This is a genomic window from Rhizobium sp. Rhizsp42, assembly GCF_047304155.1.
Lineage (GTDB): Bacteria > Pseudomonadota > Alphaproteobacteria > Rhizobiales > Rhizobiaceae > Rhizobium.
Genome location: NZ_JBGLYS010000064.1, coordinates 1 through 13,109 on the forward strand (window position 1 = coordinate 1; position 13,109 = coordinate 13,109).

Consider the following 13,109-nt stretch of genomic DNA (forward strand, 5'->3'; position numbering starts at 1 on the left):
TCGCCGGCACGCCTGCCGGTGTATCCGATGACGGGACGCCGATAGTGTAGGGCGGGGTTTTCGAGGCGGGGAAAATCAGCGCCTGGATTTTGCATAAGTGGTTGATCGTCAATAGTCGCATCATCTCCGACATCCCCTCATTCACGAAGCCGCATCATTCACGGCGAGGGCATTGCGTCGCAGCGGCTTTCGCGGCAGCGGGCGAGCGCTTATATGAGGCATGCCGCAAGAAGCGGCGGAACGGATTTTGCGATGGATAGCGAGATACAGGGACGGGCGGCGCATTCGGCGGCGATCAGGGAGCGGGCAGAGGCCGAGATGGCGGGCATGGGCGTCGATGCGGCGTTTATCGATCGTCTGGTCGAGACGTTTTATGGGCGTGTGCTTGCGCATCCGGCGCTTGGGCCGGTGTTCGACGCCAGGCTTTCCGGGCGGTGGCCGGAGCATATGGAGAAGATGAAGAGCTTCTGGTCCTCCGTCGCCTTTCGCAGCGGCGCTTATGGCGGCAAGCCGGTGCAGGCGCATGTCGGCGTGACCAACATGACGCCGGAACTCTTTCCGCAATGGCTGGCGCTGTTTTCCGCGACGCTTGACGACATCGCCCCCTCCGACGAGGCGAAGGCCTGGTTCATGGCGACGGCCGAGCGGATCGCCAGGAGCCTGACGCTGTCGCTGTTCTACAATCCAGCGCTCGACGATCCCAGGCTGAAGCAGGGCTGAGATCGCCGGGCCTGCCCGAAATCAAGCGATGCGCTTGTAGAAGAAGGTCGAGGCGCAGAAGCCGCCTTCCGGCCAGAGCGCGTAATCCGGGATGACGCCGACGCGCTCCCAGCCGAGCCGGGGATAGATCGCCTCGGCATCGCTGCCGGTCGCGGTGTCGAGCACAAGAATGGTCTTGCCGCGACGGGCGGCTTCCTCTTCGGCGGCGCGCATCAACAGGCGCGCCACGCCTTTGCCGCGGGCGGCGCGGTGGACGAGAAGCTTCTTCAGGTCGGCACGGTGCGGCTGGTTCGGCATCTGGGCGGCGCCGATCTGCACGGTGCCGAGCACCCTGCCCTCAATCTCGGCTACGAAAAGCAAAGTGGCGTGGGAGGAGACGCTCTCGGCGACGGCCTGCCAGTAGGGTTCGGCATCCTCGCGCGTATAGGGTTGCATGAAACCGACGGAGGCGCCGCCATCGACGCAATCGACGAGCACATCGCAAAGATCGGGTATCGCAACGCGCGCCTCTGTCGCGTCGAGCAGGCGGATGGTGGTCATGGGGTCTCCTGAAATCAACTAGTGGCGACGGCGGTCGAGCACGACGCAATAGCGGGCCGGCGCCGGGCCGGGATTATGAAAGACATGGCCTTCGGCCACGGGCATGAACAGGCAATCGCCGGGGAGCAGGCGATGCACGGTGTTGTCGCCGGTCGTCATCTCCATCTCGCCATCGAACAGCCAGATGTGCTGGGTCATGCCGCTGGCGGCCGCATGCGGCGGGAAGCTGACGCGGGCGCCGGCCGGGAATTCGACATCGACTATATCGACATCCGAACTGGTGCGCGGCGGCGAGACGGCGCGCCTGATGTAGCCGGTTTCCGGATCGCGCCAGACCTGCTGGTCCTGACGGCGCAGCAGCGGCGCGGCCTCGCCTTCTTCGGCGAAGAAGGCCGAGAGCGACAGGCCGAGGGCTGCGCAGACGCGGGCAAGCAGGGCCGCGGTCGGGCTCGCCTCGCCGCGCTCGATGCGCGAGATCATCGCCCGGCTGACGCCCGAGGCGGTGGCGAGATCGTCGAGCTTCAGGTTTCTGTCGCTTCTCAGCCTGCGAATCCTGACGCCGATCGCGGTTTCGAGTTCCTGTTCCATTATCCGATCCAAATTTCTACTATAATAGAAATGCATGGTTCAATCGTGGAATCAAGCGCTATTTTCGCCGCGCGACGGCGCGACTTATCGTAAACGAAACCCTGCTTTTCCGCTTTGCGGCAAGGGGATGCGCTGCTATATGCGGCGCATGAGCACCAATTCGACCCGCACGCCCCTCGACCATATCCGCAACTTCTCGATCGTGGCCCATATCGACCACGGCAAGTCGACGCTGGCCGACCGCCTGATTCAGTCGACCGGCGGCCTTGCCGAGCGCGACATGTCGGAGCAGGTGCTGGATTCGATGGATATCGAGCGCGAGCGCGGCATCACCATCAAGGCTCAGACCGTTCGCCTGCACTACAAGGCAAATGACGGCGAAACCTATATCCTGAACCTGATCGACACGCCCGGCCACGTCGACTTCGCCTATGAAGTCTCGCGTTCGCTGTCGGCCTGCGAGGGTTCGCTGCTCGTCGTCGACGCCTCCCAGGGCGTCGAGGCGCAGACGCTCGCCAACGTCTACCAGGCGATCGACAACAATCACGAGCTGGTGACGGTCCTCAACAAGATCGACCTGCCGGCGGCCGAGCCCGACCGAATCAAGGAACAGATCGAGGAAGTGATCGGCATCGACGCTTCCCAGGCCGTGCTTATTTCGGCAAAGACCGGTCTCGGCATTCCCGACGTGCTGGAAGCGATCGTGCACCAGCTGCCGGCGCCGAAGAGCGAAGCCGGCGAAAAGGGGCCGCTGAAGGCGCTGCTCGTCGACAGCTGGTACGACACCTATCTCGGCGTCATGGTTCTGGTGCGTATTCTCGACGGCGTGCTCTCTAAGGGCATGACCATCCGCATGATGGGCACGGATGCCAAGTATCAGGTCGAGCGCGTCGGCGTGCTGACGCCGAAGATGCTGGCGGTTGATAGTCTCGGCCCGGGCGAAATCGGCTTTTTCACCGGCTCGATCAAGGAAGTGGCCGATACCCGCGTCGGCGATACCATCACCGAGGACAAGAAGCCGACCGCGACGGCGCTGCCGGGCTTCAAGCCGGCCCAGCCGGTCGTGTTCTGCGGCCTCTTCCCCGTCGATGCGGCCGACTTCGAGGATCTGCGCGCTGCCATGGGCAAGCTGCGCCTCAACGACGCGTCCTTCTCGTTCGAAATGGAAAGCTCAGCCGCTCTCGGCTTCGGCTTCCGCTGCGGCTTCCTCGGCCTGCTGCATCTCGAGATCATCCAGGAGCGCCTGGAGCGCGAGTTCGATCTCGACCTCATCGCCACCGCCCCTTCGGTCGTCTATCAGCTGACGATGACCGACGGTTCGGAGCGCGAGCTGCACAACCCGGCCGACATGCCCGATGTCGTCAAGATTTCCGAGATCCGCGAACCCTGGATCAAGGCCACCATCCTGACGCCTGACGATTATCTCGGCGGTATCCTGAAGCTTTGTCAGGACCGCCGCGGTATCCAGACGGAACTCACCTATGTCGGCAAGCGCGCCATGCTCACCTATGAGCTGCCGCTCAACGAAGTGGTGTTCGATTTCTACGACCGCCTGAAGTCGATCTCCAAGGGTTATGCCTCGTTCGACTATCACCTGGCGGATTACCGCGAGGGCAACCTCGTGAAGATGTCGATCATGGTCAATGGCGAGCCGGTCGACGCGCTCTCCATGCTGGTGCACCGCACGGCTGCAGAAAAGCGCGGCCGCGACATGTGCGAGAAGCTGAAGGACCTGATCCCCAGGCACATGTTCAAGATCCCGATCCAGGCCGCGATCGGCGGCAACGTGATCGCCCGCGAGACGATCTCGGCGATGCGCAAGGACGTGACCGCCAAGTGCTACGGCGGCGACGCATCACGCAAGCGCAAGCTGCTCGACAAGCAGAAGGAAGGCAAGAAGCGCATGCGGCAGTTCGGCAAGGTCGACATTCCGCAGGAAGCGTTCATTGCCGCGCTGAAGATGAAGGACGACTGAGGCTCTTTGCTTCTACCTGATATGCGCATATCATATGCGCATATCAGGAGACCGATCATGCCTCAGACCCGTCGCAAGGCCGCCAACCTGTCGCTTGACAGCGAGCTTGTCTCGCAAGCGCGCGAACTGAACCTCAATGTTTCAAAGGCCGCCGAAGACGGCCTCAGGCGCGCCATCAAAAGCGAGCGCGAACGGCTGTGGCTGATCGAGAACGCTGACGCGATCGATGAAGCGAACGCCTATGTCGAGAAACATGGGCTGCCCTTCGCCAAGTACCGCACATTTTAATGGCGCGATTTCACGTCTATGAAGTGGGCGGCGACTATGCCCTCGATGTGCAGTCGGACCTGCTCTATCGGCTCAACAATCGCGTCATGATCCCGCTGGTTGTTGCCAGCCAGGTTGTCAACGTCATGTCTAGGCTAAACCCCGTCGTCGTGGTCGACGGCAGGAACTATCTGATGTCCACCGAGCGCATGGCATCCATCCCACTATCGGAGATCGGCGCGGAGATTGCCGATCTCTCCTCACGAAGCGACGACATCACCGCCGCACTGGATTTCCTCTTCCAGGGCTTTTAGACGGTTCTCTCCATATAATCCTTCGTCAGCTTTTCGTAATCCTGCATTTCCGGCAAGGCCTCGTAGCTATGCGTCGCGCCGGTTTCGGCGAAGGCGAGCTTCTCGCGGGTCCAAGTCTCGATGAAGGGCGTGAACCAGCTGGTGTCGTCGAGCATGGTCGGGCGCAGGTTGACGAACCACTCCATGCCTTCTGTTTTCGTGAACATCCAGGTCATGCAGTGCGGGCAGAAATAGTGGTGCGACATGGCGCCGTGGAGGCCGCCGATGACGGGTTCGCCGCTGGTGATCTCGAAGCCTTCGGAGGGGATCGCAGCGCTCAGCGAATAGGCGCTTGATGACATGGTCTGGCAGCCGGTGCAGTGGCAGGCCATGGTCAAAAGCGGCTTGGCGCTGATCTTCAATCGCACACGACCGCAGCGGCAGCCACCCTCGCTCGGCAAATTCAACTGGCTCATCTCTATCTCCCTGATTCCGGTTGAGATGATAGCGCCCGCCGGGCGGAGATGAAGGGGATCGGTCGAATAAATACGGCTTTGTGGCGCGCTCTCAACTTGCAGGACAAGATCGCCGCGTCGCCGGCGGTTATTTGGCCCCCTTGAAAACGCGAAATAATCTATCGCATCGGCGACAGATTTGAACCCAGGCATGCTGCTACCGCAACGAATCCACTTTCAATCACTGATTGTCTTTCTCGCCATTCAGATGCCGGCGAAGACGAGGGCAATCTTTCGTGCCAACGCTATGCCTAGCGCGATATATCGACTTTTAACCGGCTAATAAGCAGTCTTTTCACCCGGTTTTCCCCGCTATTCGCAGCTTTCGTTTTGGGGCTTGCAACGGCCGACCTTTACGATAGGTTGCGCGTTGACTTGCACGTAACAGGTCACCAAGGGAACAACGACGAATAAAAGGCGCTAAAAAGCCTAGAAAGGTGGGCCCCCACATGAACTTCCCCACAAAGACAATTCTGGCCTCCGCAGTGCTTGGCTCGCTGCTGGCATTCTCCGCCCACGCGGCGACGATCAACATTCACAATGGCGGTGACCCGCAATCGCTGGATCCGCAGAAGCTCTCCGGCGACTGGGAGAATCGCATTGCCGGCGACATCTTCGAAGGTCTGGTGACCGAGGACGCGCATGACAATCCTGTCGCTGGCCAGGCCGCGAGCTGGACGATCTCCGACGACCGCAAGGTCTATACCTTCAAGCTGCGCGACGGCATCCAGTGGTCCGATGGCCACCCGGTGACCGCAGGCGACTTCGTGTTCGCCTTCCAGCGCCTGATGGACCCGAAGAACGCCGCCGACTACGCCTATCTGCAGTTCACCATCAAGAACGCCGAGAAGATCAACAAGGGCGAGATCACCGATTTCAACCAGCTGGGCGTCAAGGCGATCGACGACAAGACGCTCGAGATCACGCTTGAAAACCCGACCCCCTACTTCCTCAACGCGCTGATGCACTACACGGCCTATCCGCTTCCAAAGCACGTCGTGGACGCCAAGGGCGCCGATTGGGTGAAGATCGGCAACATCGTCACCAACGGTCCATACACGCCGACGGAATGGATTCCAGGCTCGCACGTCACGACCAAGAAGAACGACAAGTATTGGGATGCCGCGAACGTCAAGATCGATGGCGCCAAGTTCTTCGTGCTTGAAGACCAGGAAGCCGCGCTGAAGCGCTACCGCGCCGGTGAATTCGACATCCTCACCGATTTCCCCACCGACCAATACGAGTGGATGAAGAAGAACCTGCCGGGCCAGGCGCATGTCGCGCCGTTCTCCGGCCTCTACTACTACGTCATCAACTCGCAGAAGGGCCCGACCGCCGACAAGCGCGTGCGCCAGGCGCTCTCCATGGCGATCAACCGCGAGGTCATCGGACCGCAGATCCTCGGCACCGGCGAACTGCCGGCTTACTCCTGGGTACCGCCGGGCACCGCCAATTACGGCGAGCCGGCCTACATCTCGTGGAAGGATGAGCCTTACAAGCAGAAGGTCGAAGAGGCCAAGAAGCTCTTGACGGAAGCCGGATTCGGACCCGACAAGCCGCTCACCCTGCAGCTCAAGTACAACACCAACGACAACCACAAGCGCATCGCCGTTGCGATCGCCGCCATGTGGAAGCCGCTCGGCGTCAATGTTGAACTCATCAACGCCGAAACCAAGGTGCACTACGACCAGCTGCAGCGCGGCGACGTACAGGTTGGCCGCGCCGGCTGGCTCGCCGACTACAACGATCCGGACAACTTCCTGAACCTGCTCGTCACCGGCGTGCAGATGAACTATGGCCGCTGGTCGAACGCCGACTACGACAAGCTGATCAAGGACGGCAATGCCGAAACCGATCTGACGAAGCGGGCGGAAATGTTCAAGAAGGCCGAGCAAATCGCGCTCGACGACAGCGCCGCGTTGCCGATCTACTACTACGTTTCGAAGAACGTGGTCTCGCCGAAGATCGAAGGCTTCGTCGACAACATCCAGGACATCCACCGTACCCGCTGGCTGTCCATCAAGGAATAAAGAGAGGCATTGTCTTCACCCTGCCCGGGGGTGATTGCACCTTGAGAAAGACCCTCTCTGGCCTGCCGGCCATCTCCCCCACAAGGGGGGAGAAGACCTGCCGCGCCAACCCTGCCCCAATCACGCTTCGGCGGATCGGCTGGGTTAAGCCCTCCCCCTTGTGGGGAGGGTTGGGAGGGGTCTTTTCCCACACTATTGCCTTCGCATCCGCCCGAACCAGTTTCGACTGGTCGCGATGATGCGAAAGACCCGGCGCAGGAAAGACCGTCACCACCATGATCAATTATGCATTCCGTCGATTGCTGTCGACGATCCCCGTGATGTGGATCGCCGTGACAGCCTGCTTCTTCGTTCTGAGACTGGCCCCAGGCGGGCCGTTCGATGGCGAAAGGCCGTTGCCACCCGTGATCCTCCAGAATCTGGCGGCCCACTACAATCTCGATAAGCCGCTGATCCTGCAATATCTCTATTACGTCGGCGATCTCCTGAAGGGCGATCTCGGTCCCTCCTTCGCGTCCGAGGACTTCACCGTCGCGCAGCAGATCATGATCGGCCTGCCCTACACCTTCATCATCGGCACCGCGGCCTTTCTGCTGGCGATCATCATCGGCGTCGCCGTCGGCTGTCTTGGGGCGCTCTACCAGAACAAGGCGCCGGATTACATTCTGGGCGCGCTGATCCTGGTGGGCGTCGTGCTGCCGAACTTCCTGATCGCGCCGATCCTGCAGCTGGTCTTCGGCATTCACTTGCAGTGGCTGCCGGTCGGCGGCTGGGGCAATGGATCGCTCAAATTCCTTGTGCTGCCCGTGGTCGTTTTGGCGCTGCCGCATGCCGGGCGCATCTCGCGCATTACCCGTGGATCGATGATCGAGGTGATGGGGCAGAACTTCATCCGCACCGCCAAGGCCAAGGGCATCGGCCCGCGACTGACCGTCATGCGCCATGCGCTGCGGCCGGCGATGATGCCCGTCGTTTCCTATCTCGGCCCGGCGGCCAGCTATCTCTTGACCGGCTCGCTGGTCGTCGAAAGCGTCTTCGGCCTGCCCGGTATCGGCCGCTACTTCGTCAACGCCGCATTGAACCGCGACTACGGCATGGTTCTCGGCACGGTCATCTTCTACATGGTGCTGATCGTGTTCCTGAACCTTCTCGTCGATATCGCCTATGCCTGGCTCGATCCGAAAGTGAGAAACCGATGATCCTCAACCCCGCAAAGAGAGAGCTGCTCGCCGCCGAACTGCTGGAGGCCGAGGGTCTCAGCCCCGTCAGCCGCTCGCTCACCCGCGATGCACTGCGCCGCCTCTGTCGCAACAAGGCGGCCGTGGCCTCGATCATCGTGCTGACCCTGCTCGTGCTTGTCGCCTTTATCGGCCCCTACCTCATTCCCTTCGGCTACGAAGATCCGGATTGGGCCGCCTTCCGCTCGCCGCCTTCGTTTGCCGACGGCCATTATTTCGGGACCGACCCGAATGGCCGCGACCTGCTTGCCCGCGTGCTCTACGGCACTCGCGTCTCGCTCGCCGTGGCGCTGACGGCGACGCTTGTCTCTGTCGTCATCGGCGTGCTCTACGGCGCCATCTCCGGCTATATGGGTGGACGCGTGGATGCCGTCATGATGCGCTTCGTCGACATCATGTACGCCTTCCCCTACATCCTCTTCGTCATCCTGCTGATGGTGATCTTCGGCCGCAACGTCTATCTGCTCTTCGCGGCGATCGGCGCGCTCGAGTGGCTGACCATGGCGCGCATCGTGCGCGGGCAGACGCTGTCGCTCAAGCAGCGCGAATTCATCGAGGCGGCGCGTGCCTCCGGCCAGAAGCCGCTGAAGATCATTACCCGGCACATCATTCCCAATCTCGTTGGACCCGTGGTCATCTTCGCGGCGCTCACCGTGCCCGAGATCATCGCGACGGAGAGCTTTCTCTCCTATCTCGGCTTCGGCGTGCAGGAGCCTCTGACCTCATTGGGTACGCTGATCTCCGAAGGCACCGACGCCATGGAGAGCATGCCCTGGCTGCTCGTTTTCCCGGCCGGCTTCCTCGTCGCCCTGCTGCTCAGCCTGCTGTTTATCGGCGACGGCCTGCGCGATGCATTCGACCCAAGGGACCGCTGAAGGGATCGCTGACATGCAAAAAGACATCAAGAACGACACCCTTCTCGAATTGAAGGACTACTCGATCAGCTTTCGCACGCCCGAGGGCGAGGTGAAGGCCGTTTCCAACATGAACCTCACCGTCAAGCGCGGCGAGCGCATCGCGATCGTCGGCGAAAGCGGCTCCGGCAAGAGCCAGACCTTTCTCGGCATCATGGGCTTGCTGGCGAAAAATGGCCGGACCAGCGGACAGGCGCTTCTCGAAGGGCGCGACGTGCTGGCGCTGAAGCCGCGCGAGCTCGACCACGTGCGTGGCAAGGACATGGCCATGGTGTTTCAGGACCCCATGACCGCGCTCAATCCCTCGCTCAGGATCTCCCGGCAGCTGACGGAGCAGCTCGAGGTGCATCGCGGCTTTACCGCGCGCGCGGCCTCGGCCGAAGCGCTGGACATGCTGAAGCGCGTGGGGATCCCCGACCCATCCAGGCGCTTCAACCTCTATCCGCACGAGCTCTCCGGCGGCATGCGCCAGCGCATCGTCATTGCCATGGCGCTGCTGACGAAGCCGAAGCTCCTGATCGCCGACGAGCCGACCACCGCGCTCGACGTGACGATCCAGGCGCAGATCCTCGACCTCTTCAACGATCTGACGGCCGAGATGAACACGGCACTTGTGATGATCACCCACGATCTCGGCGTCGTCGCCGGTCTCGCCGACCGCGTGGCCGTCATGTATGCCGGGCGCATCGTCGAGGAGGCGCCGGTGGACGAGCTCTTCGAGAACCCGGCGCATCCCTATACGGCAGCACTCCACGCCTCGATCCCGCGCCCGGACCAGGATGTCGACCAGCTCGCCGTCATTCCCGGCCGGCCGCCGAACCTGCAGCATCTGCCGAAAGGATGCAGCTTCTCGCCGCGCTGTCCGCTGGTGCAGAACGACTGCATCGACGCGTCACCACGCCTCGACGTGCAGGCGCCGCGCCATCTCGCGGCCTGCTTCCATGCCTTCCCACGCCTCGAGGAGGTTCTGACCAATGGCTGAACGATCACTTCTCAGGGTCGAGAACCTGACGACCCAGTTCGACGTACCCTCCAAGGGCTTCTTCAAGCCACCGCTGACGCTGACCGCCGTCAACAATGTCAGCTTCGATCTCAGCGAGGGCCGCACGCTCGGTATCGTCGGGGAATCGGGCTGCGGCAAGTCGACCCTCGGGCGCTCGATCCTTAGGCTCCTGAAGGCGCAGAAGGGCCGCATTCTCTGGCAGGGCCGCAACCTGCTCGACCTCTCGGACGAGGAGATGCGGGCGGCGCGACGCGACATGCAGATCATCTTCCAGGATCCGATCGCCTCGCTCGATCCGCGCATGACGGTGGGCGACATCATCGCCGAGCCGCTGACGGTGTTCGAACCGAAGCTCAACCGCGCTCAGCGCGCCGAGCGGGTGCAGGAGATCATGGCCGCCGTCGGCCTCGTGCCTGAAATGATCAACCGCTATCCGCACGAGTTCTCGGGCGGCCAGGCGCAGCGCATCGGCATCGCCCGGGCCGTGATAACACGGCCGAAGCTGATCATCTGCGACGAGCCGGTGTCAGCGCTCGACGTGTCGATCCAGGGCCAGGTGATCACGCTTCTGCGCAAGCTGCGCAAGGAGTTCGGCCTGACGCTGATCTTCATCAGCCACGATCTCTCGGTCGTGCGGCTGATCTCCGACGACGTACTGGTGCTTTATCTCGGCAAGGTGGTCGAAGCCGGCGATTGCGCGACGGTGTTCGACAAGCCGGCGCATCCCTATACGCAGGCGCTGTTTTCGGCAGCCCCGATCCCGGATCCGAAACTGGCTCGCGGACGCCAGCGCATCCGGTTGCAGGGTGACCCGCCATCGCCGCTGAACCCGCCAAAGGGTTGCGTCTTCTCCCCGCGCTGCTGGAAGGCGACCGACATCTGTCGGACCGAGATGCCACCAACGGAAGAAGTCAGGCCCGGCCAGACGGCTGCCTGCTACCACATCGAGCGTTAATATAGTGGCGGCCACGACCGGTATCGTGGCCGCCTGCCTCCCGCAAAGCGTGTGAGTCCTGCAACAGCACGCATATCATCACCTGCTCAGGGACCATACTGTGGCCATTGCGTAGTGTTCCGGGCTTCCCTCCGGCGCGAGTTGCTCTATGGTGCCTCCATCAGACCGGAGGGGTTTCATGCGCGTACGGTTTCTCGTTGTCATGCTGCTGCTGACCAGTTGTGGCCACCCAAGCGGCGTGATGACGCCCGTGGCGCTGACGGCGGCGACCCCGAAGACCACCCGCGTCGACATGCTGGTCGCGACCACACGCGAACCCTCGGGCGATCCGGCGACGCTGTTTAACGGTGAGCGCAGCCCCAAGCCGTCGCTCACCGCCGTAGAAGTCTCCATTCCGCCGAACCGCAAGTCCGGCACCGTGCAATGGCCAAAGCGCCTGCCGCCGAACCCGGCCACCGACTTCGCCGTCACCGGCGTCCAGCAGGTCGGCACGGTGAAGGAAGGGCGTACCTGGCTCAGCCAGCACATGCATAACGGCCACGCGCTGGTCTTCATCCACGGCTTCAACAACAAGTACGAGGATTCGGTCTTCCGCCTGGCGCAGATCGTCCACGACAGCAAGATGGACGCGACGCCGATCCTCTTCACCTGGCCCTCGCGCGCGCAGATCACGGCCTACGAATACGACAAGGAAAGCACCAACTATTCGCGCACCGTGCTGGAACAGGCGCTCCGGACGCTGGTCAACGATCCCAATGTCAAGGACATCACCATTCTCGCGCATTCGATGGGCACGTGGCTGACGATGGAATCGCTCAGGCAGATGGGCATTCGCGACGGGCATCTGAACAGCAAGATCCGCGACGTCATCCTGGCCTCGCCCGATATCGACATCCAGGTCTTCGCCAAGCAATATGCCGAGATGGGCACGCCGCGCCCGAAGTTCACGATCTTCGTGTCGCAGGACGACCGGGCGCTGGCTTTCTCGAGCTTCATCACCGGCCGCGTTTCGCGCCTGGGCGCGATCGACCCAACGGTCGAACCCTATCGCACCAAGCTGGAAGAGGCGGGCATCACCGCGATCGACCTCACCAAGGTCAACAGCAACGATAGGCTCAACCACGGCAAGTTCGCCGAGAGCCCCGAGATCGTGCAGCTGATCGGCCAGCGCCTGATGACCGGCCAGCCGCTCACCGACAGCAATGTGACGCTCGGACAGGGCATCACCGCTGTCGTCGGCGGGACGGTGACCAATATCGGTACCGTGGCGGCCACAGCGGTGGCGGTGCCGGCAACTATCATCGAGGCGCCGATGATGCACCAACCGAAGAAGAAGCCGGCCACGGCCGATCAGACGCTGCAGGGCGATCTCCAGCAGCAGTCCCTGATCTCCACCGGCAACTGAGCGCCGCCATCCTGACCGATATTGGAACGACATCGCACGATGTTCGTTTTCCGATACATGATCAGTAACATGTCATGATCAGGAACATGCAAGGTCGAGGAGGACGAGCAATGTCCAATGTCGTGCGAACGGGCGAGGATGCCGCCAACACTGCAACCACGTCGAACCGGTTCGGACGGTCCGTGGAAAGCCAGGCGCAGATCGCCGATGCGGCTCAACTGGGCGCGCCCGATGTCGGAGCCGGTGAGGCGATGAACATCTACCGGCTGGAACCGATCGCCTCGCCCGACGATCCGCGCTGGGACAATTCTCCCGGCCATGGCGTCATCACCGTTGCCGCCCGCACCACCGGCGACGCGCGCATCGTTGCCGCGTCCCGGGAGCTTGATTTCATGGAAGTCGACTCATCACCTGCCGAAGACGTGACGACATCGCAGGCGAGCGCGTTTCGCGACGACAAGCTCTATACGGTGATCGAGATCGAGCACGGCCGGCGGGATTTACGCCGAGGCGTGGTCGAGGGAACGGTGTCGGTCGATACGATCGTGTCCGTTCAGATCTAGATATTTTGTCTTTGCTGGAAAGGATGTTGGTTGCGGGGGCAGGATTTGAACCTGCGGCCTTCAGGTTATGAGCCTGACGAGCTACCGGGCTGCTCCACCCCGC

The 13,109-nt window shown here is 62.1% G+C and carries 14 protein-coding genes; 11 read left to right on the plus strand and 3 right to left on the minus strand.

The features are described 5' to 3' along the window. Window positions 1-252: 252 nt before the first annotated feature. Window positions 253-720, plus strand: a complete 468-nt coding sequence (locus tag ACCD05_RS30530) for a group III truncated hemoglobin (RefSeq protein WP_413397346.1) — start codon at window positions 253-255, stop codon at window positions 718-720. 21 nt (window positions 721-741) lie between these two features. Here ACCD05_RS30530 and ACCD05_RS30535 read toward each other — a convergent pair whose 3' ends face one another. Together ACCD05_RS30535 and ACCD05_RS30540 are read right to left on the minus strand one after the other, a co-directional pair. After that, window positions 742-1,260, minus strand: a complete 519-nt coding sequence (locus ACCD05_RS30535) for an N-acetyltransferase family protein (RefSeq protein WP_413397348.1) — start codon at window positions 1,258-1,260, stop codon at window positions 742-744. Window positions 1,261-1,278: 18 nt separating this feature from the next. After that, window positions 1,279-1,848, minus strand: coding sequence for a helix-turn-helix domain-containing protein (locus tag ACCD05_RS30540; RefSeq protein ID WP_413397350.1), 570 nt, complete (start codon window positions 1,846-1,848; stop codon window positions 1,279-1,281). A gap of 139 nt (window positions 1,849-1,987) precedes the next feature. Between ACCD05_RS30540 and lepA the strand changes: the two genes are divergently transcribed. From lepA to ACCD05_RS30555, 3 genes are read left to right on the plus strand one after another with little or no spacing between them, the layout of a single operon-like run. Beyond that, on the plus strand, window positions 1,988-3,823 hold the full coding sequence (lepA, locus tag ACCD05_RS30545) for a translation elongation factor 4 (RefSeq protein WP_026283110.1): 1,836 nt from the start codon (window positions 1,988-1,990) through the stop codon (window positions 3,821-3,823). A 57-nt stretch (window positions 3,824-3,880) separates the two neighbouring features. Further along, window positions 3,881-4,111, plus strand: a complete 231-nt coding sequence (locus ACCD05_RS30550) for a type II toxin-antitoxin system CcdA family antitoxin (RefSeq protein WP_018899082.1) — start codon at window positions 3,881-3,883, stop codon at window positions 4,109-4,111. Next, window positions 4,111-4,404 carry a CcdB family protein gene (locus tag ACCD05_RS30555; protein ID WP_413397352.1) on the plus strand — a complete coding sequence of 98 codons (294 nt, stop codon included), beginning with the start codon at window positions 4,111-4,113 and terminating at the stop codon, window positions 4,402-4,404. Before ACCD05_RS30550 ends, ACCD05_RS30555 begins: the two co-directional genes overlap by 1 nt. On the opposite strand, the gene ACCD05_RS30560 is transcribed toward ACCD05_RS30555, so the two are convergent. Continuing rightward, window positions 4,401-4,859, minus strand: coding sequence for a GFA family protein (locus ACCD05_RS30560; protein WP_413397354.1), 459 nt, complete (start codon window positions 4,857-4,859; stop codon window positions 4,401-4,403). The two genes, ACCD05_RS30555 and ACCD05_RS30560, sit on opposite strands and share 4 nt — an antisense overlap. Before the next feature lie 488 nt (window positions 4,860-5,347). Here ACCD05_RS30560 and ACCD05_RS30565 point away from each other — a divergent pair, with 488 nt between their 5' ends. The 7 genes from ACCD05_RS30565 to ACCD05_RS30595 all read left to right on the plus strand — a co-directional run bounded on the left by ACCD05_RS30565 (window position 5,348) and on the right by ACCD05_RS30595 (window position 13,006). Then, window positions 5,348-6,928, plus strand: a complete 1,581-nt coding sequence (locus ACCD05_RS30565) for a peptide ABC transporter substrate-binding protein (RefSeq protein ID WP_112983150.1) — start codon at window positions 5,348-5,350, stop codon at window positions 6,926-6,928. Window positions 6,929-7,203: 275 nt separating this feature from the next. Beyond that, window positions 7,204-8,127, plus strand: a complete 924-nt coding sequence (locus tag ACCD05_RS30570; RefSeq protein ID WP_112983149.1) for an ABC transporter permease subunit — start codon at window positions 7,204-7,206, stop codon at window positions 8,125-8,127. Beyond that, entirely contained in the window at window positions 8,124-9,041 is a 918-nt protein-coding gene (locus tag ACCD05_RS30575) for an ABC transporter permease (RefSeq protein WP_047506491.1), read from the plus strand. The genes ACCD05_RS30570 and ACCD05_RS30575 overlap by 4 nt, the downstream gene beginning before the upstream one ends. Before the next feature lie 13 nt (window positions 9,042-9,054). Beyond that, on the plus strand, window positions 9,055-10,062 hold the full coding sequence (locus ACCD05_RS30580; RefSeq protein ID WP_413397357.1) for an ABC transporter ATP-binding protein: 1,008 nt from the start codon (window positions 9,055-9,057) through the stop codon (window positions 10,060-10,062). Beyond that, window positions 10,055-11,038, plus strand: a complete 984-nt coding sequence (locus tag ACCD05_RS30585; protein WP_113012385.1) for an ABC transporter ATP-binding protein — start codon at window positions 10,055-10,057, stop codon at window positions 11,036-11,038. Before ACCD05_RS30580 ends, ACCD05_RS30585 begins: the two co-directional genes overlap by 8 nt. 178 nt (window positions 11,039-11,216) lie before the next feature. Further along, window positions 11,217-12,443: an alpha/beta hydrolase gene (locus ACCD05_RS30590; protein ID WP_413397359.1), complete on the plus strand. Its 1,227-nt coding sequence runs from the start codon at window positions 11,217-11,219 to the stop codon at window positions 12,441-12,443. Window positions 12,444-12,553: 110 nt separating this feature from the next. Further along, a complete protein-coding gene (locus ACCD05_RS30595; protein ID WP_413397361.1) occupies window positions 12,554-13,006 on the plus strand; it encodes a hypothetical protein in 453 nt (150 codons plus the stop codon). Window positions 13,007-13,109: the final 103 nt, after the last annotated feature.

Coding starts and splice junctions, on each gene's coding strand:
- ACCD05_RS30530 (WP_413397346.1), top strand. CDS start 253: ATGGATAGCGAGATACAGGGACGGGCGGCGCATTCGGCGGCGATCAGG.
- ACCD05_RS30535 (WP_413397348.1), bottom strand. CDS start 1,260: ATGACCACCATCCGCCTGCTCGACGCGACAGAGGCGCGCGTTGCGATA.
- ACCD05_RS30540 (WP_413397350.1), bottom strand. CDS start 1,848: ATGGAACAGGAACTCGAAACCGCGATCGGCGTCAGGATTCGCAGGCTG.
- lepA (WP_026283110.1), top strand. CDS start 1,988: ATGCGGCGCATGAGCACCAATTCGACCCGCACGCCCCTCGACCATATC.
- ACCD05_RS30550 (WP_018899082.1), top strand. CDS start 3,881: ATGCCTCAGACCCGTCGCAAGGCCGCCAACCTGTCGCTTGACAGCGAG.
- ACCD05_RS30555 (WP_413397352.1), top strand. CDS start 4,111: ATGGCGCGATTTCACGTCTATGAAGTGGGCGGCGACTATGCCCTCGAT.
- ACCD05_RS30560 (WP_413397354.1), bottom strand. CDS start 4,859: ATGAGCCAGTTGAATTTGCCGAGCGAGGGTGGCTGCCGCTGCGGTCGT.
- ACCD05_RS30565 (WP_112983150.1), top strand. CDS start 5,348: ATGAACTTCCCCACAAAGACAATTCTGGCCTCCGCAGTGCTTGGCTCG.
- ACCD05_RS30570 (WP_112983149.1), top strand. CDS start 7,204: ATGATCAATTATGCATTCCGTCGATTGCTGTCGACGATCCCCGTGATG.
- ACCD05_RS30575 (WP_047506491.1), top strand. CDS start 8,124: ATGATCCTCAACCCCGCAAAGAGAGAGCTGCTCGCCGCCGAACTGCTG.
- ACCD05_RS30580 (WP_413397357.1), top strand. CDS start 9,055: ATGCAAAAAGACATCAAGAACGACACCCTTCTCGAATTGAAGGACTAC.
- ACCD05_RS30585 (WP_113012385.1), top strand. CDS start 10,055: ATGGCTGAACGATCACTTCTCAGGGTCGAGAACCTGACGACCCAGTTC.
- ACCD05_RS30590 (WP_413397359.1), top strand. CDS start 11,217: ATGCGCGTACGGTTTCTCGTTGTCATGCTGCTGCTGACCAGTTGTGGC.
- ACCD05_RS30595 (WP_413397361.1), top strand. CDS start 12,554: ATGTCCAATGTCGTGCGAACGGGCGAGGATGCCGCCAACACTGCAACC.